Origin of the sequence: Luteibacter sp. 22Crub2.1, assembly GCF_900167995.1 — a bacterium.
GTDB lineage: Bacteria > Pseudomonadota > Gammaproteobacteria > Xanthomonadales > Rhodanobacteraceae > Luteibacter > Luteibacter mycovicinus.
This window is the reverse complement of sequence record NZ_FUYT01000027.1, coordinates 1-25,701: the sequence shown is the minus strand read 5'-3', so window position 1 is coordinate 25,701 and position 25,701 is coordinate 1. Positions and strand designations below refer to the sequence as shown.

General features: G+C 67.2%; 28 protein-coding genes. 16 read left to right on the top strand and 12 right to left on the bottom strand.

The genetic code is table 11. The features are described from left to right. The first annotated feature begins 289 nt into the window (after positions 1-289). Positions 290-655, top strand: coding sequence for a hypothetical protein (locus B5X73_RS20195; protein WP_036111039.1), 366 nt, complete (start codon positions 290-292; stop codon positions 653-655). A gap of 41 nt (positions 656-696) precedes the next feature. Here B5X73_RS20195 and B5X73_RS20190 read toward each other — a convergent pair whose 3' ends face one another. Genes B5X73_RS20190 through moaA form a run of 5 tightly spaced genes read right to left on the bottom strand, consistent with a single transcriptional unit; the run spans position 697 to position 4,561 of the window. Next, entirely contained in the window at positions 697-1,887 is a 1,191-nt protein-coding gene (locus B5X73_RS20190) for a molybdopterin molybdotransferase MoeA (RefSeq protein ID WP_079523056.1), read from the bottom strand. Beyond that, the gene (gene moaCB / locus B5X73_RS20185; protein ID WP_036111034.1) at positions 1,887-2,825 is read right to left on the bottom strand and encodes a bifunctional molybdenum cofactor biosynthesis protein MoaC/MoaB; all 939 of its coding nucleotides are present in this window, start codon (positions 2,823-2,825) and stop codon (positions 1,887-1,889) included. Before moaCB ends, B5X73_RS20190 begins: the two co-directional genes overlap by 1 nt. Further along, a complete protein-coding gene (locus B5X73_RS20180; protein WP_043695407.1) occupies positions 2,822-3,307 on the bottom strand; it encodes a molybdenum cofactor biosynthesis protein MoaE in 486 nt (161 codons plus the stop codon). Before B5X73_RS20180 ends, moaCB begins: the two co-directional genes overlap by 4 nt. 3 nt (positions 3,308-3,310) lie before the next feature. After that, complete coding sequence (locus B5X73_RS20175; protein ID WP_036111031.1) at positions 3,311-3,562, bottom strand: MoaD/ThiS family protein; 252 nt, start codon at positions 3,560-3,562, stop codon at positions 3,311-3,313. 24 nt (positions 3,563-3,586) lie between these two features. Beyond that, positions 3,587-4,561, bottom strand: coding sequence for a GTP 3',8-cyclase MoaA (gene moaA, locus B5X73_RS20170; protein ID WP_079523055.1), 975 nt, complete (start codon positions 4,559-4,561; stop codon positions 3,587-3,589). An 86-nt stretch (positions 4,562-4,647) separates the two neighbouring features. Between moaA and B5X73_RS20165 the strand changes: the two genes are divergently transcribed. The 9 genes from B5X73_RS20165 (at position 4,648) to B5X73_RS20125 (ending at position 13,769) form a co-directional block, all read left to right on the top strand. Beyond that, positions 4,648-5,625 (top strand): XdhC family protein, encoded by a 978-nt coding sequence (locus tag B5X73_RS20165; RefSeq protein ID WP_079523060.1) that lies wholly within the window; start codon positions 4,648-4,650, stop codon positions 5,623-5,625. Next, entirely contained in the window at positions 5,622-6,206 is a 585-nt protein-coding gene (locus B5X73_RS20160; RefSeq protein ID WP_043695411.1) for a nucleotidyltransferase family protein, read from the top strand. The genes B5X73_RS20165 and B5X73_RS20160 overlap by 4 nt, the downstream gene beginning before the upstream one ends. A gap of 134 nt (positions 6,207-6,340) precedes the next feature. Next, on the top strand, positions 6,341-6,952 hold the full coding sequence (locus B5X73_RS20155) for a 2Fe-2S iron-sulfur cluster-binding protein (RefSeq protein WP_079523054.1): 612 nt from the start codon (positions 6,341-6,343) through the stop codon (positions 6,950-6,952). Continuing rightward, positions 6,949-7,941, top strand: coding sequence for an FAD binding domain-containing protein (locus tag B5X73_RS20150; RefSeq protein WP_036111019.1), 993 nt, complete (start codon positions 6,949-6,951; stop codon positions 7,939-7,941). The genes B5X73_RS20155 and B5X73_RS20150 overlap by 4 nt, the downstream gene beginning before the upstream one ends. An 8-nt stretch (positions 7,942-7,949) precedes the next feature. Next, positions 7,950-10,157: a xanthine dehydrogenase family protein molybdopterin-binding subunit gene (locus B5X73_RS20145; RefSeq protein WP_217699801.1), complete on the top strand. Its 2,208-nt coding sequence runs from the start codon at positions 7,950-7,952 to the stop codon at positions 10,155-10,157. Positions 10,158-10,325: 168 nt separating this feature from the next. Then, on the top strand, positions 10,326-10,730 hold the full coding sequence (locus tag B5X73_RS20140; RefSeq protein WP_036111016.1) for an HU family DNA-binding protein: 405 nt from the start codon (positions 10,326-10,328) through the stop codon (positions 10,728-10,730). A 157-nt stretch (positions 10,731-10,887) separates the two neighbouring features. After that, on the top strand, positions 10,888-11,274 hold the full coding sequence (locus B5X73_RS20135; RefSeq protein WP_079523053.1) for a BlaI/MecI/CopY family transcriptional regulator: 387 nt from the start codon (positions 10,888-10,890) through the stop codon (positions 11,272-11,274). 1 nt (position 11,275) lies between these two features. After that, positions 11,276-13,051, top strand: a complete 1,776-nt coding sequence (locus B5X73_RS21125) for a M56 family metallopeptidase (RefSeq protein WP_079523052.1) — start codon at positions 11,276-11,278, stop codon at positions 13,049-13,051. A gap of 52 nt (positions 13,052-13,103) precedes the next feature. Next, positions 13,104-13,769, top strand: a complete 666-nt coding sequence (locus B5X73_RS20125; RefSeq protein WP_036111007.1) for an HAD-IA family hydrolase — start codon at positions 13,104-13,106, stop codon at positions 13,767-13,769. A gap of 3 nt (positions 13,770-13,772) precedes the next feature. Here B5X73_RS20125 and B5X73_RS20120 read toward each other — a convergent pair whose 3' ends face one another. The 5 genes from B5X73_RS20120 to B5X73_RS20100 are packed head-to-tail and all read right to left on the bottom strand — an operon-like array spanning position 13,773 to position 18,283. Beyond that, a complete protein-coding gene (locus B5X73_RS20120; RefSeq protein WP_079523051.1) occupies positions 13,773-15,203 on the bottom strand; it encodes a sulfite reductase subunit alpha in 1,431 nt (476 codons plus the stop codon). Between the two features lie 37 nt (positions 15,204-15,240). Further along, positions 15,241-16,245 (bottom strand): FAD:protein FMN transferase, encoded by a 1,005-nt coding sequence (locus B5X73_RS20115; RefSeq protein WP_254857348.1) that lies wholly within the window; start codon positions 16,243-16,245, stop codon positions 15,241-15,243. Positions 16,246-16,304: 59 nt separating this feature from the next. After that, positions 16,305-17,120 (bottom strand): DUF4198 domain-containing protein, encoded by an 816-nt coding sequence (locus tag B5X73_RS20110; protein ID WP_079523057.1) that lies wholly within the window; start codon positions 17,118-17,120, stop codon positions 16,305-16,307. Positions 17,121-17,135: 15 nt separating this feature from the next. Beyond that, complete coding sequence (locus tag B5X73_RS20105; RefSeq protein WP_079523050.1) at positions 17,136-17,648, bottom strand: DUF2271 domain-containing protein; 513 nt, start codon at positions 17,646-17,648, stop codon at positions 17,136-17,138. Between the two features lie 11 nt (positions 17,649-17,659). Continuing rightward, positions 17,660-18,283, bottom strand: coding sequence for a PepSY-associated TM helix domain-containing protein (locus B5X73_RS20100; RefSeq protein ID WP_176167905.1), 624 nt, complete (start codon positions 18,281-18,283; stop codon positions 17,660-17,662). A 145-nt stretch (positions 18,284-18,428) separates the two neighbouring features. Between B5X73_RS20100 and B5X73_RS20095 the strand changes: the two genes are divergently transcribed. From B5X73_RS20095 to B5X73_RS20070, 6 genes are read left to right on the top strand one after another with little or no spacing between them, the layout of a single operon-like run. After that, positions 18,429-19,103 (top strand): response regulator, encoded by a 675-nt coding sequence (locus B5X73_RS20095; RefSeq protein ID WP_036110998.1) that lies wholly within the window; start codon positions 18,429-18,431, stop codon positions 19,101-19,103. Then, positions 19,096-20,514: a sensor histidine kinase gene (locus B5X73_RS20090; RefSeq protein WP_079523048.1), complete on the top strand. Its 1,419-nt coding sequence runs from the start codon at positions 19,096-19,098 to the stop codon at positions 20,512-20,514. Before B5X73_RS20095 ends, B5X73_RS20090 begins: the two co-directional genes overlap by 8 nt. Positions 20,515-20,566: 52 nt before the next feature. Then, positions 20,567-21,403, top strand: a complete 837-nt coding sequence (locus tag B5X73_RS20085) for an alpha/beta hydrolase (protein ID WP_254857347.1) — start codon at positions 20,567-20,569, stop codon at positions 21,401-21,403. Positions 21,404-21,406: 3 nt separating this feature from the next. Beyond that, positions 21,407-21,766 (top strand): EamA family transporter, encoded by a 360-nt coding sequence (locus B5X73_RS20080; protein ID WP_043695425.1) that lies wholly within the window; start codon positions 21,407-21,409, stop codon positions 21,764-21,766. Then, the gene (locus B5X73_RS20075) at positions 21,763-22,161 is read left to right on the top strand and encodes a DMT family transporter (RefSeq protein WP_036110988.1); all 399 of its coding nucleotides are present in this window, start codon (positions 21,763-21,765) and stop codon (positions 22,159-22,161) included. The genes B5X73_RS20080 and B5X73_RS20075 overlap by 4 nt, the downstream gene beginning before the upstream one ends. Continuing rightward, on the top strand, positions 22,145-23,356 hold the full coding sequence (locus B5X73_RS20070; protein WP_079523046.1) for a DegT/DnrJ/EryC1/StrS family aminotransferase: 1,212 nt from the start codon (positions 22,145-22,147) through the stop codon (positions 23,354-23,356). The genes B5X73_RS20075 and B5X73_RS20070 overlap by 17 nt, the downstream gene beginning before the upstream one ends. A 14-nt stretch (positions 23,357-23,370) precedes the next feature. On the opposite strand, the gene tsaB is transcribed toward B5X73_RS20070, so the two are convergent. Continuing rightward, positions 23,371-24,060: a tRNA (adenosine(37)-N6)-threonylcarbamoyltransferase complex dimerization subunit type 1 TsaB gene (gene tsaB, locus B5X73_RS20065; protein ID WP_079523045.1), complete on the bottom strand. Its 690-nt coding sequence runs from the start codon at positions 24,058-24,060 to the stop codon at positions 23,371-23,373. Then, entirely contained in the window at positions 24,057-25,394 is a 1,338-nt protein-coding gene (gene creD / locus B5X73_RS20060; protein WP_079523044.1) for a cell envelope integrity protein CreD, read from the bottom strand. The genes tsaB and creD overlap by 4 nt, the downstream gene beginning before the upstream one ends. Between the last annotated feature and the right edge of the window lie 307 nt (positions 25,395-25,701).

The window sequence follows — 25,701 nt, the reverse complement described above, 5'->3', positions numbered from 1 at the left end:
GAAAACCCCCAGGCGAAGCCCGACCCCGCCCGTAGGGCAATAAGCATACGGCCGCGATAGCGGCCCTTCCTTGAGGGGTCGCCGCAGGCGTGGCCTCGAGGGTCACCCCCGCCGTCTCTCCAACACGACACGACACACCGCGACAAAGCCAAACGCGATGGCGCAAGCCGAGCCAAAAAAACCCCTGTCATATTTCGCCTAAAGTCCCCCTGCGACCTGCCGATACGTCAGCTAACGCCCTCTCTCACGAGCGGCGCAGCCTTTCCCCTATCGACAGGTAATGTCACCCATGAAGAAGATCGCCATCGCCGTCGCGCTGTTCGTCGCAGCCCCGTTGTCCGCCCACGCCGCCTGTGCCGCCAAGGACTTCGCCGTCGAAGGTTTCGGCGTCAAGCTCCAGCAGGGTTCGGGCCAGCCGCGCTTCAGCATGAAGGGCAACCTGGTCAACAAGTGCGCCGAAGCCGCCGCCGCGCAGATCCGCATCGACGCGAAGGATGCCTCGGGCAAGGTCGTCGCCAGCAAGCAGGGCTGGCCGGCAGGCACGTCCAATATCGAACCGGGCAAGAGCGTCGATTTCGACCTCGGCCGCCTCTTCCGCTACTCGCCGGACATGACCGACTACACGGTCGTCGTGTCGGACGTGAAGGCCTGGTAAGAACGAAGGGCCCGGTCATACCGGGCCCTTGTCGCATCAGGTCACAACGGGATCCACGCCACGCGCTCGCCCGCGGCGAACGCATCGGAGCGTGATGGCAACCAGACCAGCGCGTGCGCGGACGCCAGATTGCTGAGCATGTGCGATTCCTGACGCGGCAACACGTCGAGCGACGCCACACCGTCGCTCATGTCCAGACGCATCCGGACGAGTCGATCGCGCTCCGCATCGGCCTCGACAGGCGCCCCGAGCCGACCCTGCCGCCACGCCGGCTGATCGACGGCCTCGCCCTCGAGTTGCGCCAGCACGGCGCGTGCATGCACCGACAGGCACACCAGCACGGCCGCTGGATTGCCCGGCATACCCAACAGCGCTCTTCCCTCACGCGTGCCGAACCACAGCGGCTTACCGGGCTTCTGCGCGACCTTCCAGAACACCTTGCGCACCCCCAGACGGTCGGCCACCGCTGGTACGAAGTCGCGGTCGCCGACGGAGACACCACCGCTGGTCACCACGAGATCGGCGCTGTCCAGTGCGGCACTCATGGCTTCTTCCAGCGCCGCCTCGTCGTCGCGCACGTAAGCGACCACCGGCTCACCGTACCCGTGCTCGACGAACCACGCACGAAGCAACGGACCGTTCGCGTCATACACCAGGCCAGGGCCGAGCGGCTCGCCGGCGCGCACCACTTCATCGCCCGTCACCAGGACGGCGACGCGTGGGCGACGATAGACCTCCACCGTCTCCACGCCGGCCATGGCCAGCGCCGCGATGAGGCCGGCGGTGACACGCTGCCCCGCCTCGGCGATGGTCGCACCCGCCGCGAGTTCCTCACCCTCGTGGCGAATGGCCTCACCCACGCGCACCGCCTCCGTGAGTGCGATGCCGGAGCCGGTACGCTGGACGATCTCCTGCCGCGCCACGGCGTCGGCGCCTTGCGGGAGCACGCCTCCGGTAAGGATGCGGACGGCCTGACCCGACCCGACGACGACATCGGCGGGATCGCCCGCGGCCGACGTGCCGACCAGTGAACGCTCAGCCTGCCCGTCGACGGTGCGCAACGCGTAGCCGTCCACCGCACTCTGCGTGAAGCGAGGCAGGGCGATGCGCGCGATGGCGGACTCCGCAAGCACCGCGCCCAGCGCGAGTTCGAGTGCGACATGATGCGTCGGCAGTCGCTCCACGTGCCGACGGTAGTGCCCGAAGGTTTCCCCAAGAGGCAGGAGAGCCATCAGTGCGGCTCCCCGTAACCGCCCGCGTGCTTTCCGCCGGTACGGCCGGTTTCGAGGAGATGCACGATGCCGGGCAAGGTCGCCGCCAGGGACTCGCTGGCACCCCCCCGGCTGCCCGGGAAGGTCAGCACCAGCGATTCACCGACGTAACCCGCGACGCCGCGCGACAGCATGGCGAACGGCATGCGTTGCTGGCCGAAGGCTCGCGCCGTTTCCATGATGCCGGGGATCTCGATATCGAGCATCGGCTTGACGGTGTCCACCGTGATATCGCGCGGACTCAGGCCGGTGCCACCGACGGTGACCACCAGCGCCGTGCCGGCGGCGACCAGCGAACGCAGCAGATCGCCCAGCACGGCCGCGTCGTCGGCGATGACCGCGTATTCCACCGGATCGAAGTTCGCGCGGATCAGGGCGTCGCGCACGTAGGCGCCAGCCGTGTCCGCCTTCGCGCCGCTGGCCACCGTGTCGGAAAGCACGACAACGGCGGCGCTCCGGGACGTCAGCAGCGCGCGGCGGTAATGTGACTTGCCGCCGACCTTGCGCTCGAGCCGGCAATCCTCGATGTGCAGCTCTTCGGGCTCCGCATAAGGCTTGAGCATGTCGTAGATGGTCAGGGCGGCCAGGCTGGCCGCGGTCAGCGCTTCCATCTCGACACCGGTCGGGCCGATGGTCTGCACCTCGGCCACGATGCGGACACTGGTGTCCGACAGTTCGTAGTGCACGTCCGCGCGATGGATCGGCAGCGGGTGGCACAGCGGAATCAGTTCATCCGTGCGCTTCGCGGCGAGAATGCCGGCGACCCGCGCGGTTTTCAGCGGGTCGCCTTTCTCGGTTTCGCCCGTGCGCAACAGGTCGATACATGCCGCCGGCGCGTGGAGCGTGGCGGTGGCGCGCGCGATACGCAGGGAGTCGGGTTTCTGGCTGACGTCTTTCATCCGTGGCTCGTATGCGAATGGTGGTGATGCGAACGGGGCGCCTCTTCGTCGAGGTCGTCGCGGATGCAACAACCTTCCACGAAAGCACTGCTTCCGTCCGTGTAGAACTCTTCTTTCCAGATGGGCGCGCCATGCTTTACCGCATCGACCGCATAGCGGCACGCGTCGAAGGCTTCAGCGCGATGAGGGGCCCGCACGACGCAGACGATGGCGATATCGCCTATGGACAGATCGCCGAGCCGGTGGACGATCCGCACATACGGCACGCCGTAGCGCTCGCGGGTCGCCTGCTCCACCTCACGGATGATCTTCGCGGCGAGCGGCTCGTGCGCGGTATACGCCAGGTGCCTGACGGAACGGCCTTCGTGGTGATCGCGGACCGTCCCGACGAACAGCGCGAGGCCACCGCATTCGGGGTGCGCCTCGAGTTCGAGCAAGGGTTCGACCGCTACGGGAAGATGCGAGAGAACGTCACGGTTCATGACTCAGCCTCCCGCGACCGGCGGCAACAGGGCGATCCGGCCATCGGCCGGCAAGGCGTCCGCACGGCGGACGATGGTGTCGCCAGACACGCAGGCGCAGCGATCCAGCGGTCCCGCAAGCTCGGGACGCGCCGATGCCAGGCGCGCCACCGCGTCGCCCACCGTGCCGACATCGTCGGTGACCTCGATGACGCACTCATGCTGGCCGGCCAGACGCTCGAGGTTGGCGAAGAGTTCGAAAACGACTTGTTTCATGACAGATCCGAAAAAATGACTTACTCACCCACCCATCGCATGCATGGTCACCGGCCGGTCCACGGGCCCCGGCCGTGCGGCGTAGCCCGCATCCTTGAGCCAGACGGCGCGGCGCACCTGCTCACCCAGAACTTCTTCAGAGACGCCTTCGCGCATGCGCGCACCCAGCGGCGTACCGAGTGGCGAGAACAGGCAGGTGAACAACTCGCCCGTCGCCGTGAGGCGCAGGCGATCGCAGGTGGAGCAGAAGGGGTTGGAAACGGTGGAGATGATGCCTAACGGGTAATGCCCGTCGACAAGGTACGGTGTCGCCGGATCGCTGCTCCGGGGCTGGTGGTCGACACGATGGCTGACGCCGATCGCGGCCAGCATGTCCGCCTCGGACACCACGGCATCGCGTTTCCAGTGTCCCGGTGCATCCAGCGGCATGTATTCGATGTACCGCAAGGGAATGCCGCGAGCCATCGCCCACTCCAGCAGCGGCACGATGTCCTTTTCGTTGTCTCCGCGGATGACGACCGCGTTGAGCTTGATGTTGGCGCCGGCGTCGGTCAGTGCGTCGATACCGTCCAGCACCGGTGCGATCTCTCGCAGGGTAAGCCGACGGAACGTGTCCGGGTCGATGGCATCCAGGCTCACGTTGAAATCGTCGATGCCGGCGGCCACGAGTTCACGCGCCTTCGGTGCGATGCGCGAGGCGTTCGTGGTCATCGACAGGCGGCGCAGGCCGCGTTCGCGCAGGGCGCCGATCTCCCGGACACACTCGAGCAGGTCGCGGCGCAACAGCGGTTCACCGCCGGTCAGACGGATCTGATCGATGCCGCTGTCGACGAACAATCCCGCAAGGCGCACCACCTCGCCCCGGTCGAGCAGGCTGCTTCGGGGCAACCAGTCGGGGTGCTCGGGCATACAGTAAGTGCAGCGGAAATTGCAGCGGTCGGTCAGCGAGATCCGCAGCTTGCGTTTGGTACGGCCGTGACGATCGATGAGTGGGGACATATCGGCTCAGGAAAGCACAATGGGCGTAAGCGGGACGTATGCGGCCGCGCCGGGCCCTTCACACGCAATCGTGCCAGACTTCCGCGATGAACGCCTTGAACCCATCCGCCGCGCCGGTCTGGCCAGCCTGGCCCGACTACGCCCTGATCGCCGACCTGCTGCCTTCGCTGCGCGACTTCGCCCATGCCGGCAGTGTCGCCCTCGCGACGCTGGTCTCCACCGACGGCCCATCCCCGCGGCCGCTATATAGCGAAATGCTGATCGCTGCGGACGGGCGCGTCGCGGGCTATGTTTCCGGTGGATGCGTCGAGGCCGCCGTCGCCAGCGAGGCCGCGATGGTGTTGGCCGACGGGCGCCCGCGCCTGCTGGATTACGGTGTCGGCAGTCCGGTCCTGGACATCCAGCTTACCTGCGGCGGGCGCATCGGCATCTTCGTCCGGGAGCTGCGCGAACCGTCGGCTTACGCCAACACGCTGGGCATCGCCCGCCGCGAGCGGCGTACCGTGACGGTACTGACCGACCGCGATAGCGGCGCGTGGAATATCGTGGAAGGCCACGTCGCGCCCGACGATCATCATTACGCCTGCGTCCACATGCCGCCCCTGCGCCTCGTCGCCGTCGGCGGCGACCCGGTGACGCTCGCCGTCGCGCAGCTTGCGCCGACGATGGGCGTGGAAGTCGTCCTGTTGCGGCCGCATGGGCCGGCCGAACCGCCGCCCGGCATCGCGTTGACCGGCTACGACTCGCGCAGCCTGGCGGTGTCGCTGGGCGAACTCGCCCTCGACGAACGCACCGCCGTGTACTCGCTCAGCCACGACGCCGAGATCGACCACGCGGTCGCCACGCATGCGCTGCGCTCCCCGGCGTTCGCCGTCGGTATCCTTGGCAGCCGCAACAAGATCGGCACCCGCGTCGAGCGACTGAAGGACGATGGTGTGGACGACGACGATCTGACCCGGCTGCATCTTCCCGCGGGCCTGCCCATCGGCGCACAAACCCCGCACGGCATCGCCCTGTCCATCCTCGCTCAGGTCTGCCAGCGCGATCGCGCGCGGGCATCGTGATCGGCGGCCACGATGCCGTGATCCTGGCAGCGGGCGGCAGCCAGCGGCTGGGGCGACCGAAACAGCTTCTGACCCTCGACGGCGAAAGCCTCATCGCCCGTGTATCGCGTCTGGTCGATGCCACCGGCCCGGGCAAGACGATTGCCGTGCTTGGCGCTTATGCCGAACGCCTGTGCGGCCAGCTGAACGGCGCCATGGCCGTATTCAATCCGGAATGGGCCACGGGCATGGCATCGTCACTCCGACTGGCGGCCGATGCGCTCGCCGGACGCCACGACCCGGTGCTCGTCGTGGTCGTGGATCAGCTGGCGCTCGACGAAGCACATCTCGTCAGGCTGCTCGCCGCACACGACGGCGCGCGCGATACGGTAACCGCGTACGGCGAGACCCTGGGCGTACCCGCCGTGCTGCGTGCGGCCACGCTGGCGCGCGCCGCGCACCTCCGCGGCGACACCGGTTTTCGCGCCCTCTGGTCGGATGAGGCGCCGCTCGCGATCCGCGCCGACGCACTCGCTGTCGACGTAGATACCGAAGACGATGTCGCACGCGCCATCGCTGCCGGGCTTCTCGATCGCGACTGACCGCGTCGACATGTAAAGAGCATGGGAACCCCGACGGCGCGTTCCGCCGCGCGACGTTCACGGTGCGAGCGATAAAACCGTGGCCTCACCCAGGCAGCGACGCATATTCGTCGCCCACCCACGGAGACAGCGGCATGCAGCCGAAGACCAACACCTCGTCCATCGACGCGGCGCGCCACGGCGCAGAAGCCAGCGGCGTCATGAACCACACTTCCGAACGCGTCGACGGTATCGACACGGTCCAGGCCCGCCTGCGGATCAATGGCACGACTCACGTGCTCGACCTCGACCCCAGGGTGACCCTCCTCGATGCGCTGCGCGAACATCTCGGGCTCACCGGCTCGAAGAAGGGCTGCGATCACGGCCAGTGCGGCGCATGTACGGTGCTGGTCGAAGGCCGTCGTATCAATGCCTGCCTGACCCTGGCGGTGATGCACGACGGCGACTCGATCACCACCGTCGAAGGCCTGGCCACGGGCGATGTGCTGAGTCCGCTGCAGGCCGCCTTCGTCAGGCACGATGGGTTCCAGTGCGGCTATTGCACGCCGGGACAGCTTTGCTCCGCCACCGGCATGCTCGAGGAAGTGCGCGCCGGATGGCCCAGCGTGGTCACCACGGACGTCGCCGGCTCGCCGACGCTGACCGACGAGGAGATTCGTGAACGCATGAGCGGCAACCTCTGTCGCTGCAGTGCGTATCCCAACATCGTCGCCGCAATTGCCGACGCCGCGGAGACCGACGCATGAAACAGTTCACCTACGCACGCGCGACCACGCCGACCGATGCCGCCTCGTCCGCGGCAGCGCATCGCCGCACGCGCTTCATCGCCGGCGGCACGAACCTGCTCGATCTGATGAAGCTGGAAGTGGAGACGCCCGAACATCTGATCGACATCAACCGTCTCGGTCTCGACGCTATCGAAGAAACCGCGGACGGCGGCCTGCGCATCGGCACGCTGGTGCGCAACAGCGACCTGGCCGCCGATCCCCGCGTGCGCGAACGCTATCCCGTCCTGTCGCGTGCCTTGCTCGCCGGTGCGTCGGGGCAGCTGCGCAACAAGGCCACGACGGGCGGCAATCTGCTGCAACGTACCCGCTGCTACTACTTCTATGACACCGCCATGCCGTGCAACAAGCGCCATCCCGGCAGCGGCTGCGCAGCTATCGGCGGATACAACCGCATCCACGCCATCGTCGGCGCGAGTGACTCATGCATCGCGACCCATCCGTCCGATATGGCGGTGGCGATGCGCGTGCTGGACGCCGTGATTCACACGGTAGCCGCCGATGGCAATGTACGTGAAATTCCGATCGGCGAATTCTATCGCCTGCCCGGCGACACGCCTCAGGTGGAAAACGTGCTGGCGGACGGCGAGCTGATCACGCACGTCACCCTGCCCCCTCCGCCGCCGGGACGGCAGGTGTATCGCAAGGTGCGCGATCGCGCGTCGTACGCGTTCGCACTGATCTCGGTAGCGGCCATCGTGAATTTCGAGGATGGCCGGATTGCCGACGCTCGCATCGCCTTTGGCGGCGTCGGCCCCATGCCATGGCGCGACGATGAGCTCGAGCGCGCCGCCGCGGGTGTCGGCAGCGACGAAGTGTCGCTGCGCACCCTCGCGGAGAACGCGCTGGCCGATGCGCGTGGTCAGGGGCACAACGATTTCAAACCAGTGCTTGCCCGCCGCACCCTGGGTGCGGTGCTGGTCGAAGCCAGCGGGAGGACCGACGCATGACGATTCGCATGGACACGGTGGTGGGGCACACGCCGCTGGACGATAACCCGGGCGGCTTCACCGGCAAGCCGGTCGACCGCGTGGATGGTCCGCTGAAGGTTCAGGGCAAGGCTGCGTACGCCGCGGAACACGGTGGCGTCGGCGATGTGGCGTACGCGTTCCCCGTGCTCGCGACGATCGCGCTCGGACGCGTTATCCGGATGGATACGTCGGCGGCCGAGCGTGCGCCGGGCGTCATCCACGTGATCACCGCGAAGAACGTACCGCCGCAGGACACGTCGTCGGACGATGCCATTCCTCAGCTCGTCGGCGATGAGATCAGGCACTACGGCCAACCCGTCGCGCTGGTCGTTGCAAAGTCTTATGAACAGGCGCGTCACGCCGCCGGACTGATCCGGCCGGAATACGAAGGGAAGGCTGGACGCTTCGATCTCGCAGCCGGTATCGACGGTGCGCGCAAGCCGGAGGATCTGTCCTTCGCGAAAGCCGATACCAGCAAGGGCGACTTCGACGCCGCCTACGCCAAGTCGCCTCACCAGCTGGACGTGACGTACACCACGCCGTTTCAGTTCCATGCCGCGATGGAGCCGCACGCCACGATCGCCAGCTGGGACGGCGACCGGCTGGTGGTCCAGACGTCGAACCAGATGCCTACGCCGGGGCGCAAGGCGCTCGCGGCCACGCTCGGTATCGAGCCCGAAAAGGTCAGGCTTCTCTCGGCGTATATCGGTGGCGGCTTCGGTAGCAAGCTCGATGTACAGCCCGACGCCGTGCTGGCCGCGCTGGCCGCCAGGGCCACGGGCCGCAAGGTCAAGCTTGCCCTCACCCGCCAGCAGCTCTTTCACGTCGTGGGGCACCGTACCAACACCGTGCAGCGCGTTCGCCTGGGCACGGATGCACAGGGCCATATCCTCGCCGAGGCGCATGAAGCGTGGTCGGGTAACGAGCCCGGCAACGATGAATTCGAACCGACGGTGCTCGGCACGCGTTCCCGCTATGCGGGCGAGCACCGGAGGAATACGCATCGCCATGTCGATCTGGACCTGCCGCCCGCCATTTCGATGCGCGCGCCGGGCGAGGCGGTCGGCCTCCTCGCGCTCGAAGGCGCCATGGATGAGCTGGCTGTCTCGCTGGACATCGACCCGATCGAACTGCGCGTTCGCAATGAGCCCGCCGTGGATCCCGAACTCGGCGTGCCGTTTTCGTCTCGCCAGGTCGTCGAATGCATGCGCGAAGGCGCGCGTCGTTTCGGCTGGGATAAACGCATCGCCAAACCCGGGCAGGTCCGTGACGGACGCTGGCTGATCGGCATGGGCATGTCGTCCGCCGTACGCGGAAACATGCTTCAGGCGTCGAAAGCGCACGTCCATCTGGATGGCACCGGTCAGCTCACCGCCCGGATGGCCATGACGGATATCGGCACGGGCTCATATACGGTATTCACGCAGATCGCCGCGGACCTGCTCGGCTTGCCGATGGAGCGCGTCACCATTTTGCTCGGCGACTCGGATTTTCCCGAGACGCCCGGGTCAGGCGGTTCATTCGGCGCCGCCAGCGCCGGGTCAGGTCTGTATGACGCGTGCATGCAGCTCCGCACCCGGCTTTGCCAGTCGGCAGGCATCGATCCCACGCATGCACGCTTCGAAGACGGACACGTCTCCCACGGCGACAAGCGCGTGAGCTACTCGGCCATTGCGGGCGTCGACGGCCTGTCCGCCGATGGCGGCATCGAGCCCGGCAGCAACAACAAGAAGTACAACCAGAACTCGTATGGCGCCTTCTTCGCCGAAGTGGGCGTCGACATGGATACGGGCGAGATCCGCCTGCGCCGCATGCTCGGCGTGTTTGCCGCCGGCCGCATACTGAATGCGAAAACCGCGCGGTCGCAGGCATTGGGGGGCATGATCTTCGGCGTCGGCTCCGCGCTGTCCGAGGAGATTGTGCTCGATCCGCGTCACGGCGCTTTCGTCAATCACGATCTCGCGGAATATCACGTGCCGGTCAACGCGGACATCGGCCCGATGGAGGCGATCTTCCTGCCTGAACTGGATGACAAGGCGAATCCCCTGAAGATCAAGGGGCTCGGCGAGGTGGGTATCTCGGGAGCGGGCGCGTGCATCGCCAATGCGGTGTACAACGCGTGCGGCGTGCGCATCCGCGACTATCCGCTGACGCTGGACAAGGTTCTTGCAGGCATGGCGGAGACATCCTCCTGACGGGGGATTTTCCGCACTGCGTCACACGGAACCTGAAAAAAAGGGCTCGAAATGCAAAAAAACTTCGCGGACCCTATTTTCAGCGGACGAAAGCAACGCTAGAGTGAGTCGCCCGCTGGGCACCGGCCGGAAAGGCCGCCTCATTCGATTCAAGTGACAAGGATAACCATGGCCACGACCAAAAAAACGGCGGCGAAGAAGGCTGCCAAGGCTCCCGCCAAGGCCGCCGTGAAGGCTGCTAAGGCCCCGGCTGCTCTCAAGCCGATCAAGGATCCGCTTTCGAAGTCCACGCTCGTCTCGCACATCGTCGAGCAGAGCGGCGTCGACAGCAAGAGCGTCAAGGCTGTTCTGGCCTCGCTCGAAGGCGCGATCAACGCGTCGGTTCACAAGAAGGGCGCTGGTACGTTCACGCTGCCCGGCCTGCTGAAGATCACCTCCGTCGCCGTTGCGGCCAAGCCGAAGCGCAAGGGTAAGGACCCGTTCACGGGTGAAGAGCGCTGGTTCGCCGCCAAGCCCGCCTCGGTCAAGGTCAAGGTCCGTCCGCTCAAGAAGCTCAAGGACGCGGCCGCCTGATCTCTCGCGGAGGCCCTCGCCTTCGCGACCGACGAGGTACCCGAAAGCCTCCGCCCTACCGGCGGAGGCTTTTTTCATGGGTCCGTGCCGAAGGTCATGCTTGACTACACGTGTCGTCAGGCGCAGGCTGATTACATCTGTAGTCAGGAGCGACGGCATGCGCAACAAGACCGTGGGCGATCAGGAACTCGCCCTTCTTCAGCACATTGAGGAAACACCGAAATCGTCGGTGGCCGAGGTGTGCGCCGCCTACGGCGAGAGCCGTGGCCTGGCACGTTCCACGGTGCTGACGATGATGGAGCGCCTGCGTGCGAAGGGGTATCTGACGCGCCGGCATATCGACGGCATGTACCGTTACAGCGTGACCAACGGCAGCGGAGAAGTGATGACCGGCGCCGTGGCCCGCTTCGTCGAGAAGACGCTGCAGGGTTCGGTGTCGCCCTTCGTCGCCTGGATGTCCGAACGCGGCCAGGTCAGCGACAGCGAACTGGCGGAACTCGAAGCGCTCGTCGATACCCTGCAGTCGCGACGGAAGGGGCGCTGACATGGACGCTCTCTTCGATACGCTGCTCTCGCGCCTCGTCCATGCCTCGGTGCAGGCCGTGCTGCTGGCCGGCGTGGTGTACGCCGTGTGCCGCCTCGTTCCCACGATGTCGGCCTCGGCGAAGGCGACCTTGTGGTGGCTGCTCGGCGCCCAGCTGATCGCAGGCGTCGTGTCGCCGACGATGCTCGGCCTCCCGCTGTTGCCCGCGGCGACGATCGCCCCCGTCGAGCCCGTGACGACCATCGCGCCGCTCACCCTGCCCGGTGCCATGGATACGATGCCCGCCGGCGATGGCACCGTCTCGTGGACGGCCACGTTGCTGTTCATCTGGCTGCTGGCCGTCGCGGTTCAGGCCGCTGTCGCCTTCCTGCGCTGGCGCAGGCTGGCGGGGGTGGTGCATCGCGCGATGCCTCACGACGACGTCCGCATCGAAACGCTTTGCGCCCGTCGCGCCCGCGAGACGGGCCTTCACCGGTCACCCCGGCTCGCGGTATCGCCCGAAGTGGATTCGCCTCAGGTCGTCGGCCTGTGGCACCCGACCATCCTTCTGCCGCTCGAGGTACGCCTCAGCGACGAAGATCTCGATCTCGCGCTGATGCACGAACTCGCGCACGTGCGCCGTGGCGATCTGATGCTCGGCTGGATCCCCGCGATCGCCCGCGCCCTGTTCTTCTTCCACCCCGTGGTTCACTTCGCCGTACGCGAGTACGCCCTTTGCCGTGAAGCCGCGTGCGACGCGCTGGTCGTATCGCGGGGCGGCACGATCACGAAAACGTACGGCCGCCTGCTGCTGCGGCTCGGCGTGACTCCGCCTCCGCATCACGCGCTGCCCGGTGCCTCGCCCACCTTCCACTCGCTGAAGAGGAGACTGCTCATGCTCGCTCAGGCCAACGATAGTCATCCCCGTGTGCTGACCTGGTGCCTCGTCGCCGCGATCGCCGCCGTAGGTGTGTTCCCGTGGCGCGTCGTCGCGGCGGACCAGGGCAAGACGACGGCGTCGCGCTTCTACATGCCGCCACCGCCCACGCCAGCGGCGCCGACACCCGCCGCCACACCCGCGCCAGCGGCTGCGCCCGCACCGATGTCCGCCACGTCGCTGGTCGCGCCCGTGGCACCTGTCGCGCCAGTGGCACCCGTTGCGCCCGTTCAGGCCTCGGTACCGCCGGCACCGCCAGCCCCGCCGGCGCCCGCGGTATGGTCGGAAGACGTTCATGGTGAGCCCACCAACGGCTTCTTCTACTTCTCCAACGACATTCACGTCGCCAGTGGCAGCAGCAGCGATTTTCAGCGCGCGGAGGCCGCTTACCGGGATGTCGGCAAGGACTTTGTATGGTTCCGTCAAGGCAGGCAGGCCTGGGTGATCCGCGACCCCGCGTACGTGAAACGCATTCACCAGGCCTACGCGGCGCCGTCAAAGCCCGCCGACATGGCCGCGATCATGGCGGACCAGCAGGCCGGACTGGACCGGAAGCAGGAAGTGCTCAGCGAGCAGATGGCGAAGCTGAGCGCGAAACAGAGTGAGCTGATCTCGAAACAGATGACGTCGACCGGTCCGCGCGACCAAGCCGCCTATGTGGCCGGTAACGACGCCATCGGCCGCGAGCAGGCCGCCATCGCGCGGCAGATGGCGCAGATCGGACAGCAGCGCGCGCTGCAAGGCAAGACGATGGCCGAATGGGGCCGCAGGCAGGCCGACGCATCGCGCAAGGCCTCCGAGGAAGTGAGCACGATCCTGGCCGAGGCGATCCGCAACCACGCCGCCCAGGCCGCACGCTGACGTATCCGCACACCTCCGGTATGGTGAAGGAATTTCCCCTACCGGAGGCATCATGCGACTTGAATCGGACACGGTCATCCAGACCCGCGCGTTGCTCTTCGACATGGACGGCACGCTGATCGACTCACGCGTCCTCGTCGAGAAGATCTGGAAACGCTGGTGTGACGAGAACGGTCTGGACTGGCATTACGTCCTCCCCCGTCTGCACGGCGTGCGCATGCTGGATTCGGTGCGCCGTTTCGCCCCGCCGGGTGTGGACGTGAATGCCGCGTACGAGCGCCTGTACAACGAGGAAGTGAACGACGTCGAAGGGATCGTGCCGATTCCGGGCGCACTCGAACTGCTCGCCGCGCTGCCTCAGGAAACGTGGACCATCGTGACCTCGGCCGACACCACCCTGGCCACCGGGCGTCTGGCCGCGGCCGGGATCGTGCCGCCGCCGCTCATGGTCACCGGTGAAATCGTCACCGACGGCAAGCCGCATCCCGAGGGCTACCTGCTCGGCGCAAAACGCATGGGTGCGGCGCCTGAGGACTGCCTGGTCTTCGAAGACGCGAAAGCGGGCATCGATGCGGGACGGGCGGCGGGCTCGCGCGTGATCGCTATCGCGGGCGATCATCCGGAAGAAATCGCGGAAGACGTCGAGTGGATCGCCGACCTGACCGCGCTGCGTTTCGAAAGCTACAAAGAAGGCGTCGTGACGCTGCGCGTGGTCTGAGCGTCAGTAGACATCGCGGCGATAGCGGCCGTCGGCGAGCATATCGTCGACGGCCCGCTTGCCGAGGATGCCGCGCAAGGCCGCATCCACACCGGGAGCCATCCCCGCGAGGCTGCCGCAGACATAGATCGCGGCGCCGTCGTCGACGTAGCTGCGCACGTCATCGGCCGCGGCACGCAGACGGTCCTGTACGTAACGCGGGCCCTGCGTCTCGCGCGACCAGACCAGGTCCAGCCGTTCCACCCTGCCGTCCGCTCGCCATCGCTCCAGCTCATCCACATGGAGACGATCGACGCCGGCGTGCCGCTCTCCGAAGATCAGCCAGTTGCGCACGTGTCCGCGTGCCACACGCTCCTTGAGCAAGGCGCGCAGACCCGCGATCCCGGTGCCGTTGCCGATCAATAGCATCGGACGGTCGTCGCCCGGCGCATGGAAGCCTTCGTTGCGGCGAACGCGCAGATCGACCGCGTCACCGATATCGGCAAGTGCGGTCAGCCAGCCGGAGCCGAGTCCCAGCGACCCCGTCGCATCCCGCTGCTGACGGACCACCAGATGCAGCGTTTCATCGGAGGGCAGCGAGGCGATGGAATACTCGCGGTGAGGATGTACCTGTTCATCATCGCGCCCACGACGCGGTCCGATTTCGACCACGTCGCCCGCATCCCAACGCAGATGCGCCGCGTCCACCGGTGCCAGGGCGATGTGGAAGCATGGGCCGCCGGCACTGCCGGGATTGAGCAACCGGCGTTCGACCAGCCGCCACGACTGATAAGCCGGACGCACCCAGTCGGGCGCCTCGGGTGAACCGGCCCACTCCGCGACGTGGTGTTGCCAGTGACGCAGCGCGCCCGGATCGCCGTTATCCACTTCGACAAGATCGAAACCCGGTACGGCGCCACTGCCGCGCAACCAGCGATCGAGGTCGTGGCCGAAGGCGCAGAAGTCCTCGTAATCGTGGTCGCCCAGCGCCAGCAAGCCATACGACAGGCCGTGCAGAGCCAGCGCACCGGCCATGACGTCCCGGCGGAAACCCGTGGCGGGATCGGGCGCGTCGCCTTCGCCCGTCGTGCTGGCGATGAAAAGCATGCGCTTCGCCCCCTGCAACATCGCAGGGGTCAGTGTGTCGATCGACTGCAAGGCGACGGCATCGCCGCCGTGACGCAAGGTGGCCGCCGTGAGGTTCGCGAGTTCCGCCGCATAGCCGGTCTGCGTGGCGTACACGACGTGGATGGTGTCCGAACCGGTGTCGACAGCGACGGGAGCTCGTCGCCGGTTCAGCGCCACGGTGAGGGCCGCCCACCCGACGACGATCGCGGAAGCGAGCCCCGTGCGCGGCCAGTCCGACGCCTGCGTGCCGGTGAAATCGTGCAGGGTCGCGAACCACGTGGCCACGGCGGCCAGCGCGATACCGATCGCGATCTGTCCGACCGGCATCCTCACGCGGCACTCCGCAAGAATCGGTCCCGCTTCGTCACGGATGCAGCGCCTTCGAAAAACCCGGCGACATCCGCTCGATGAATTTTCCATCCTCGCCGTAGAGGATGAAGAGCACGGCGATGTCGTGGCGCCTGGCGTACGCCATGCCTTCGTGCGGCCCCAGCACGGTCATCGTGGTGCCCAGCGAATCAGCATGCATGCAGTCGTCCGCGATGATGCTGACCGAGGCGATACGATGCGCCACGGGAAAGCCCGTGCGCGGATCGATATGGTGCGAGTAGAACTTGCCGCCCGTTTCGAAGTAATGGCGGTAATCGCCCGAGGTGGCGATCGCACGATCGGTCAGCGAAACGATCCGCTCGACCTCGTCCGGCGAATCGAGCGCGCCGGAAGCCGCGCCCGGACGCTCAATGCCGACGTGCCAGGGCGTACCGTCGGGTTTGCGGCCGTGCGCGCGCAACTCCCCGCCGACCTCGACCAGATAGGCCGCGACGCCGGATGCATCGAGAAAACGCGCCACCTGATCGACGCCGAAGCCCTTGGCCACCGACGACAGATCCACGTAGACGCCACCCGGCTGCCACGCGCGATGGCCCGCATCATCGAGACGGATGCGGTCCCATCCGACGCGCGCCCGCGCTGCCGCGATCTCCGCGGCGGTCGGCGCCTCGCGGGGGCGTTTGTCCGGGCCGAATCCCCACAGGTTCACCAGCGGGCCCACCGTCGGGTCGTACGCGCCACCGGAATCCTTCGCCAGCCCGAGCGCGTAGCGCAGTACGCCGTAGAACTCCGGCGGCAACGTCTGCCACGTGCCCGCCGGTGCACGGTTGAACCGGCTGAGGTCGGAGTCGTGCTCGTACGTACTCATCTGCGCGACGACGCGATCCACCTCGGCCTGGATGCCCGCCTCGATGGCGCGATCGTCCGCGCCATCGGGCAAGACGGCATTCACCGACCAGGTCGTCCCCATCGTGTCGCCTTCGAAGCGGCGCACATCCTTCGCGCCCGCCCCGGGCGAGACCATCAGCGCCAGCAGCACTAAAACGGCCGGGACGACAAACGCCCGTCGGGCACCCGCCCTGCGGGCGACCGCCCGGATCACTGCGGCAACACCTCGAGCGTCGCCGTATAGCCCAGGCGACGCTGTTTCGCTTCCTTCGTCGAGGTCTTCTTGTCCTCGGCCGAAGCATTCACCCAGTACATCCCGGCGGCAGGCCAGGTAAACGAGAATTTCCCGTCCTTGTCCGTCGTCGTATCCATCTCATCCTGCGCATTGCGATAGCGCGTCGCACCGTCGATGGCGACGACCTTTACATCCGCGGCCGGCTTACCGTCCACCAGCAACTGGAAGGTCGCTTTTTCACCGGACACGAGATCGTTGGGCGCGGTCACCGGGACCAGTTCCATGCCCTTGCCCGTCGGCTTCAGCGCGCCCGTGCTCGGCGAACCCTGGGTCACGAAGGTCTCGACACGCGAGGCCATTTCGTTGACTTCGACGTTCTTCGCGTTCGCGGGCAGGCCCGCCTTGAGGTCAGCGGCGTTGCCACGCCAGCGCTTTTTCTGGCCGTCCAGTTCGTACGTCGCGAACACACCCTGGTTGACCAGCGCGATGCGATACGTGCCCTTCTGCGGCACGGCCAGATCGAACGTGCTGCGGTACTTGCCCTTGTTTTCGTTCTCCGCCTGCACGGTGCTGCCATCCGGTGCGGTAATCACCAGCTGGTCGAGCTGTGCCGGGAAATGATCGGGGTAGTACAAGTCGTTGGAGACGGCGGCATCGACGGTGACCCAGGCGTCGTCACCGGAAACCACCGTGGCGGACGGCACCATCCACATCTTGTGCGCCTGGGCGGCCATCGGAAGAGCGAGAGCCAGGGCGGCACCGAGCGCGGCGCGAACGAATGCGTGCTTCATCATCGGGTAACTCCGTTACGGGTTGAGGTCGAGGTTGATCTGACCGAGTTCGGCGCTGCCCTTCGCGGACAGATGCGTGCTGGCCTTCGCGGGCCAGTCGAATGCGATGCGCTGGGTTTCGTGACCGCCGACTTCGCGCGCGGCTTCCACGACGATTTCGTAGTGTCCAGGGGCGAGCGTGCCCAGCGGCGGCTTGCCGTCGGTGAAGCGCAGCTGGTGCTGGCCCGCCGGGCGCGTCGCACCGGATACGCCGTCGATCGGCATGGTCTGGTCGCGGCCGGTACGACGCCACCACTGGCGCATGTCCTTCAGCCACTTGGTGCCTTCGCCGTCCTTCTTCCTGACGTCGTACCAGACGGCGAGATTGGCGGCGACCGTGTGGTCCTCGCGCTCGATCCACACGGCGACATAAGGCCGGTGGTATTCGGCGACCTTGAGCTCAGGGATCTCCACCGTCAGGTTCATGTCGGCGGCACAGGCCGGCGCGGCGACGGTGAGGCAGAAGGCGAACGGCAATAAGCGACGCATACGAAATTCCGTCAGTGAATGAAAAGGAGAGCGATGACCACGGGAAGGACGAAGCCAAGGGCGACCATCGGCCAGGTCATGCGGCGCTGACCCGCATGCAACTTGAGCAGCAGCAGGCCGGTCAGCGCGAAGACGACACAGGCCAGCGCGAAAACATCGATGAACCAGCTCCAGACCGGCCCGGTGTTGCGGCCCTTGTGCAGGTCGTTGGCATACGCCAGCCAGCCGCGATCGGTGGTTTCGGACTGCACCTCGCCGGTCTCCCGGTCGATGCTCACCCAGCCGTCGCCACCGGGACGCGGCAGCGCGACCTCGACTTCGTCCTCGCTCCAGTCGCCGTCGCGACCGTCGATGCGCACGCCCGTCTTCGATTCGACAAAGGCGGCCACCGCGGGCGCCACCGGTGCCGACCTGCGACCGGGGTCGACCAGTTTCGCCATCAGTCCGGGCGGCAAGGTCGCCGTGTGTCGCACCACCCGGGGCGATGCTTCGATGGCGCCGGCATGGTTGAGCGTGAACCCGGTAACCGAAAAGAGCAGGAGCACGACCAGCGAGATCGCGGAGCTGATCCAGTGCCAGCGATGCAGGTGCTTGAGCCAGAACGCGCGGCTTTGCCGGTCGACGGTATCGCGCATGTGGTGGGTCGCCCCTGAAACGCCGATAGCAGCCCGGGATGGTAAACCACAATGCGAATCGTTCGCAATTAGGCCAGGAAAGCGATCCGAAAGCCTGCCGCGACAACATGCGCCCGAACCACTCCGGAGCGTATCCTTGTCCACCATGCGCATCCTCCTAGCCGAAGACGACGCCGCCATCGCCGCGGCCGTGCGAGCCTCCCTCGAACAGGGTGGCCACGCTGTAGACCACGTAACCGACGGTGCCAGCGCCGACCACGCGTTGCGCGACCACGACTACGACCTGCTGGTACTCGACCTCGGCCTGCCGCTGCTCGACGGCAGCGACGTGCTGGCGCGTGCCCGCAAGCGTGGCGCCAGCCTTCCCGTGCTCGTGGTGACCGCACGCGAGGGCCTGAAAGAGCGCGTGCGCGTGCTCGACCTGGGCGCCGACGATTACCTCGTGAAACCGTTCGCACTGGCCGAGTTCGACGCCCGCGTCCGCGCCCTGCTCCGTCGCCGGACCAGTCAGGGTGCGCCGGAATTCCGCATCGGTCGTCTGCGTCTGGACATCCCCGGCCATCGCGCCTGGATCGACGACACGCCGCTGGACCTCACGGCGCGCGAGTTCGGCCTGATCGAAGCCCTCGCCTCGCGTGCGGACAAGGTGACCAGCCGCGCGCAGCTGGTGGAAGCCCTGTGCAACTGGGACGAGGACCTGACCGACAACGGCCTGGACATCGCCTTGCACCGCCTGCGCCGCAAGTTGCAGGGTTCGGGCACCAACGTCCGCACCATCCGCGGACTGGGCTACCTGCTCGAAGAAGCCGCGGATGCCTGAACGGCGCCACGCGGCGCAGCGCTCCGCCCGACCGAGCCTGCGTCGGCGCCTGCTGACCTTCCTGCTCGTCCCGGTGCTCGGCGTGCTGCTGCTGGACGCCGTGGTCGTCTACTTCGCCGCGTTGGCGTATTCCAACCGCGTACACGATTCCGATCTCTCCGACTCGGCGCTGACGCTGTCTGAGATGATCGGCAACGATGCACTGCGCGGCGAACTCACGGCACAGGCCCGCTTCCTGCTCGAATACGACCCTGACGGTCGCAATTACTACACGGTGGTCAGCGACCGGCACGGGCGCATGATCGGCAACGCCGAGCTCGCCGGGCCGGGCGAGCCCGTCGCCACGGACTCGCCACCCCTGCTTTACGACACCTCGCTGGGCCATCGCCCGCTGCGCGGCGCGATCATGCGCGTGCCCAATCACCACGAAGACGGCGACGTGCTGACCATCACGGTGGCCGAGAACCTGCGCGACCGGCATGCCCGGGCCCGCGAGATCCTGCTGCTCACCCTGCCGATCGAAGCGCTGCTGATCGTCGCCGTGCTGTCGCTGGTCTGGTTCGGCGTGAGCCACGGACTGGGCGTGCTCGAGCCGCTGACGGCGAGACTGAGTCGCCGCGGCCACGATCTGGGACCCATCGGCGAGGAAGACGTGCCGGTGGAGATCCTGCCGCTGACCCGCACCATCGACGACCTCTTCGCACGCATGCGCAACATGCTGGGTCTGCAGGAGCGCTTCATCGCGGATGCCGCGCACCAGTTGCGGACGCCACTGGCTGGCATCCAGCTCCACGTCGAGCGCTACGAGGCCATCGCCGACCCCACCCAGCGCGAGGAAGCCCTGCGCCACGTGCACCGCCTCGCCGCGCGCGCCGCCCGCACCTCGGCGCAGCTGCTGGCGCTGACCCGTACGCAGTCGCCCGATCTTCCGGATCACGACGGGATGGCGGTGATCGATCTGTCGACCGTCGTGCCCGAGGCGGTCGCCATGCGCGTACACCAGGCTCTGGCACTGGGCATGGATCTGGGCTACGAAGGACTGGAGACGCCCTGCCTCGTGCGAGGCGACGCGCTGCAGGTCCAGGAGGTCATCGACAACCTGATCGACAACGCTTTCCACTACGCCGGGCGCGGTCACAGCGTCACCGTCTCGGTCGCCTGCGATGGCGGCGATGCCGTACTGGCCGTGGAGGACGATGGTCCCGGCGTGGAGGACGTCTTCCTCACCCAGCTGGGCGAGCGGTTCTTTCGCGTGCCCGGGGTGGACGAGGACGGCACCGGTCTCGGCCTGGCCATCGTCGAAAGCATCGCCGAACGGCATGCGGCACGGGTCATCTTCCTGCATGCGACGGCCGGCGGCCTTCGTGTGGAGCTGCGTTTCCCCCTTCAGCCAGACCAGAAAGCCGGCTGAAACCACGCGGCGGCACCATGCCTCCATCAGAAACCAGTCAGTGAGGTCCGGCGTGAGCCACCCGACGGAATTCCAGTTCGAAGGCGGTCGCGACGGCGTCCTGCTGATCCACGGCCTCACCGGTACGCCGGCCGAGATGCGCATGGTCGGCAAGGGACTCAACCGCGCCGGCTTCACGGTCGTCGGTGTTCGCCTCGCCGGTCACTGCGGCACGGAAGAAGACCTGGTCGCCACCTCGTGGGAGGACTGGTACGCCAGCGTCGAAGCCGCCGCCGAGGAGCTTCGCGGCCGGGTCGACCGCCTGTTCGTCGCCGGGCTGTCCATGGGTGCCGTACTCGCGCTGCGTCTGGCGGCCGTGCAGCCCGGCTGGGTCGACGGCGTCGGCGTGTTCGGTGCCACCTTCCGTTATGACGGCTGGTCCATCGGCTGGACCGGCAAGCTGTCGTTCCTGCTGCCGCTGTTCAAGCGTCTCGGCATCGGCCGTCATCGCAGCTTCATCGAGCAGCCGCCTTTCGGCATCCGCGACGAGCGGCTCCGCGCGCAGATCAGCCAGGCGATGTTCTCCGGGGACAGCGCCGCTGCCGGCCTGCCTGGCAACCCGTGGCACGCGCTGGCCGAAATGGTGAAGCTGGCGCGCGACGTGCGCCGTCGCCTGCCCGATGTCGTCGCGCCATGCTTCGTCGCGCACGCCACCGACGACGATGTGGCCAGCGTCGCCAATGCGGACATGGTCGCGCGCCGCGTACGCGGCCCGATCGAAATGCTGCTGCTGGGCGACAGCTACCACATGATCACGATCGACCGCGAACGCCGCATGCTGATCGAGCGGACGGCCGACTTCTTCGGCCGCATCGCCCGCGACGCGCGCCCCACACGCATGGCGGCCTGATCGATGCACGGGCTGGTGCTCGCGCTGTGGATCGCCAATGTCGTGCTCGACACGGGCGGCCAGCTTGCGTTCAAAGCCGCCGCCGGCGACGAGCGTGCAGGCGATGGTCTCGCCCGCTGGAAGTACATGCTGGCGCGGCCCTGGATCTGGACCGGCATCGGCTGTTATGTCGCCGAGTTTCTGGTCTGGATCGCCTTCCTGTCGCTGGTGCCGCTGTCCGAAGGCGTGCTGCTCGGCTCGATCAATATCGTGGCGATCATGATCGCCGGGCGTTTCCTGTTCAGGGAACGCCTCAGCCCGCTGCGCGTCACCGGCATCCTGCTCGTCGCCGCGGGCGTCGCCATCGTGGGAGCCGGCTCGTGAAGCGTTTCTACCTCATCGGCTTCGGTCTGCTGCTCGCGTTCGACACGCTCAACCTCGTCTGTTTCAAGATCGCCGGCACGCATGCGCTGCCGGTGGAAATGAGCACGGCGTGGCTGGCGCGCGTGTTTTCGCATCCATGGATCTACGGCGCCATCGTCGGTTACATCGGCGCCTTCCTCACCTGGATGAGCCTGCTCAAGCACGCACCCATCGGTCCCGCCTTCGCCGCCTCCCATCTCGAAGTGGTGAGCGTGATGCTCCTCTCCTGGTGGGTCTTCGCCGAGCCGGTGACGCTCACCCAGATCCTCGGTGCCGCCGCGATCGTCGCCGGCATCGTCTGCCTCGCCTTCGCCGAACGCGGCGATGAGACGGTGAGCGATGTGGTTCCGGCCTGAGCCCGAATCGCCGCCCACGGCCGGCCTGCCGCTGGGCATCGCCGACCTGGGTGGCGATGTCCGCGCGCCGCTCACCGCGCTCGCCGCGTCGTGGCTCGGTGTGGAAGAAACGCAGCTGGAGTGTTCCGGCACCGCCGCGCTGACCGTCGCACTGACGGCGCTTTCCGAATACGCCCGCTCGCGGCGCGAAGTCGCCATCCCCGCTTTTACCTGCCCGCTGGTGCCGCTGGCCATCCGCCGCGCCGGACTCCTGCCGCGACTGGTGGATCTGCTGCCTGGCAGCTTCGACATGGATCCGCAACGACTCGAAGACGCCTGCGGTCCGCAGACACTGGCGGTCGTACCGACTCATCTGGGCGGACGAACCGCCGATGTCGCCAGCGCGAATGCCATCGCGCACTCCGCTGGCGCGCTGACCATCGAAGACGCGGCGCAGGCACTCGGTGCGCGCATCGACGGTCGCTTTGCAGGAACCCTTGGCGACATCGGTTTCTACAGTCTCGCGGCAGGCAAGGGCCTGTCGATCTTCGAGGGCGGTCTGCTGGTGGCCCAGGACGACGTCTGGCGCGAGCGCTTTCGCCGCGCCTCGCACCGCGTGGTGCGCTGGCATCCGGGGTGGGAAATCCGTCGCTCGCTCGAACTCGCGGGCTACGCTGCGTTGTACCGACCGTCGGGACTTGGCTTCGCCTACGGCAATTCGTTGCGGCGCGCGCTGCGGCGCGGCGACCTGATCGGTGCGGCGGGCGAGGATTTCAGCGCTGACTTTCCGTTGCACCGCGTGGGGCGATGGAGGCGCGCGGTGGGCGCGCGCGCGTTCGGACGTTTGTCCGGGTTTATCGAGGCCACGCGCGCGCAGGCCGCCGCACGTGTGCCCGCGCTGGCATCGATTCCCGGCGTCCACGTCTTCACCGACGAGGGCGGAACGTGGCCCTATCTGATGCTTCGTTTGCCCGACGAAGCCATGCGCGACGCGGTGCTGAAACGCCTGTGGTCATCACGGCATGGCGTGGCGCGCATGTTCGTCCACGCCCTGCCCGACTACGAATACCTCGAGGCCATGCCGGGCGGCGACGATGTACCGAACGCCCGCGATTTCGCCGCGCGCACGCTGACGATCACCAACAGTCTGTGGCTGGACGACGCGTGCTTCGAGCACGTGTGTGCGGTGATCGAGGCGGTGATCGTTTCGCGCTGACGATCCGGCGAGCCTCAGGCCCGCCCCTGCTCCACCAGGGTCAGCGCCACCTTGTCCCGCAGATAGACCGGCAGGGCCAGCTCCGGCGCGACGGCCTGACCGTCACGGAACATGCGCGCCGCGACTTCCGCGACATGCCGCGCCTGCGGGAACAACGCACCGTCCGCCGAGCGGATCGGTGCCTTGATCCGCTCGCGCAGCACGGCTTCGTATGTCGCCCAGCCCGTACCGACGACGTGCCATGCGGATGCTTCAGGCAACACCAGCGCGGCCGCCGTGTCCACACGCTCACGATCCATCAGGCTCACGCTGCCATCGTTCTCGCGACGCCACGCCGCGACATAAATTTCGCCCATGCGCGCGTCGATGACAGACAGAATGGCCGCATCGTCTTCCGGCGCTTCCAGTGCGAGCGCCTGCAACGACGACACGGTGACGACCGGAACATCCAGCGCCATCGCCATGCCCTGTGCCAGCGATACGCCCAGGCGCACCCCGGTGAACGCACCGGGGCCACGGCCGACGGCGATGCCATCGAGCGCCTCGCGCTTCAGGCCCGCTTCGGCGAGCAGCTCGTCGGCCATCGGCAGAACGAGTTCCGCATGCCTGCGCGGCGCGATCTCGCTGCGCTCGATCACCTCGTCGCCGTGGACGAGGGCGACCGAGCAGGCTTCCGTGGAGGTTTCGATGGCGAGGAAGTTCATGGCGTATCCGGCGTGGGGTTGAACGGTGTTCCCTGGGCGTACCAGTCGATCCGGCGGGTCAGGTACATCAGCAGCCCGACTACCGCCACGAGCACGACCGCGCCGATCAGCAGCGCGTACTGCTCGGCGCCGATCAGGCCGTACAGTATGGCGTAAACCAGCGCGAGGACGCCGCCGAGGGTGAACCCGGCCCGTCGGGCGCGCAGCGCCGCCACGGCGTAACCGCCCACGATCGACACCACCGCGCCCGCCGCCACCGCGTAGGCCGGCCCGAAGCCGATCTGCTCGGAAAGAGCCAGCAGCAGGACGTAGAAGCTCGTCATGGCGGCGCCCACCAGCAGGTACTGCACGGGATGCAGGCGCAGGCCCTTGAGTACTTCGAACAGGAAGAAGGCGACGAAGGTCAGCGCGATGAACAGCAGACCGTATTTACCGGCACGGTCGTTCTGCTGGTATACCCCGCCAGGCTGGTAAAGCTTCACGCCGAACGCCGACGACTCGAGCCGCCCCTCGACATCCTTGTCGTCGGCACGCCAGTGCTGCCCGTAGGCCCGATTGAGATCCAGCACCTGCCACGACGCGTCGAAGCCCTTCGCGGTCACGCTGCGCGTTCCCGGTAGCAGGGCGCCGGTAAAGCTCGGATCGGGCCACGGCGAACGGACCCGCACGCTGTTGTTGCGGGCCAGCGGCAACGCGGAAAACGATTCGGTGCCCGCAATGCGCAGGGTCATCACATAGTCCAGCGGCGTGTCGCGGGCCGGGTCGACGGCGACGGGTGTGGACAACACCGTGTATGGCCCCATGCGTGCCGTCGACGACGCCAGGCGCACGGGCTTGCCGTCGACGGTGACCGAGGTGATGTGCTGCAGGCCGCGCGTATCGGCGATCAGCAGACGCAGCTCCGCTTTGCCGGGAAACCAGGTCGAACCGCTGTCCGCGGCGAAACGACGGATGTCTTCGGGCAGGATACGACCGCGCAACGTGACGTCGCCGGTGTACACCGGTACCTCGTACATGCCGAACCGGCGCTTTTCGACGCTGAGGTCGGCGACGGTGCTCTGGTCGTCCGCCAGCACGATTTCGGTGCCGTCATGGCTGGCGACGAGCTTGCCGTCCGCGTCGTGGGTTTCGCTGCGCGTGGGGACGGCGAGCACGAGGCCGCCGATAGTCTGCTCACCGCCCCATCCATCGGCGACGCGTGCCGACGCGGTGTCGCGCATCGACTGCCGCTCGCGAACGAGGCCGTCGGCCTGGGTCAGTGGGATCAACATGAGCAGGGCCAGTAGCCCGATGCCAAGCACCTTGGCGGTAATCGTCTGCGTCCAGCGGAACATCGGGGGTCTCCCTCGTCGATAGTGAGGGCGATGGTGGGCTCCGCGTGGGGTGACCCACCGTCTGGCGTGTGGCTTCGACGGGGCGAGTTCTGGCGAAATGCTGCGCGGGGTGTTGAGGCTGGTCGTTGCGGGCTCGGCTTACGCCATCGCCTTTGTTTTGCCGCGGCGTGTGGTGTCGCGTCGAAGAGCCGGCGGGTGCCACCCTCGCGTCCACGCCTGCGGCGACCGTACGCGAGGGTGGCACTCGCCGGCTCTTTGGGGGACTGAGGCATCGTGCGGCCGAGCCGCGGCTCGCTTCGTGGCTGGG